Here is a 903-nt window from a genome sequence, read left to right as displayed (position 1 = left end):
TGGGTTAGACAGGAAACGGAAATTGATTATGACTTAGGACAAGAATCAGGAGAAATAGACGATATGCCAATGCCGAACTTATCTATTAGACCTTTTATGGGTGTGGGAAATCAATATGTCCCTGTAGCTAATGCTATATTTGATGCTGCCTATTGGGAAGAGATTGGGATGTATAGTCGGCTTTGGCACGGTGATTATTCATGGGTTAATGGAATCTTAATCTTCCAGTTTGATGTGTTTTTCCCTGGTCAGATGTACAACTTTACCATTAATCCCTCTGATAGTTATTTACTACCAGCAGGAGAAATTCTTAAAGTTTTTCTGGTTCCGCGAGAAATTATGGCGATGCTCATGACCCAAATAGTCATTTTCAAAAATGAACTTTATTTTAATGAAACAAGAACGCATCTAACCAATTGGGTCAAGCAGCATAGTGAGGTCGCGACAGTAGAATCACCAGGGGGCGGGTTTTCTGTTGTGCCGACAATGAGCCGTCAACTATTGTTTTTTGATACGATGGCAAATGAACAATCTAGTCGCTCACTGTGTTCTTGTAGTTACACGCCCAATTTGGCGAACCCCAAAGAGGGGGGGGAATTCATTGTCAATGCACATATTCCCTATTACGACTGATAGATGAACGATCGCCTTAATCTGAGTTTTCCTAAGATGGGGGGGAAGCGATCGCATTACCGGCTGGCGAACAAATATAGGGGAGGCTGATCCGATCGCCCGCCGCCAATCCCCCAAGTCTCCGAGTTGATTCCATCTGGCTAAGTCCGTCCACTACAATAGGTAAGCAGGAAGGGCGATCGCTTAATCCGAGCATCTGGGCAACTGGGGAGAAACCATAGCCAATTACAAACCTATGAAGAAAAACCGAATCGGTCAGGCTTCCATTAT

The 903-nt window shown here is 43.9% G+C and carries 2 protein-coding genes; one reads left to right on the top strand and one right to left on the bottom strand.

What is annotated here, in order from left to right; translation table 11 throughout:
* A partial coding sequence (locus ACTIE0_RS24725; protein ID WP_439517063.1) for a hypothetical protein occupies positions 1-633 on the top strand: 633 nt, incomplete at its 5' end.
* A gap of 31 nt (positions 634-664) precedes the next feature.
* On the opposite strand, the gene ACTIE0_RS24720 is transcribed toward ACTIE0_RS24725, so the two are convergent.
* Positions 665-903: hypothetical protein (locus ACTIE0_RS24720; protein ID WP_439517062.1), on the bottom strand; the 239-nt coding region annotated here is incomplete at its 5' end.

Source organism: Limnospira sp., from assembly GCF_051859755.1.
GTDB classification, from domain to species: domain Bacteria; phylum Cyanobacteriota; class Cyanobacteriia; order Cyanobacteriales; family Microcoleaceae; genus Limnospira; species Limnospira fusiformis.
Note: the sequence above shows the minus strand (reverse complement) of the source record. Positions and strands in the feature narration are given on the sequence as shown.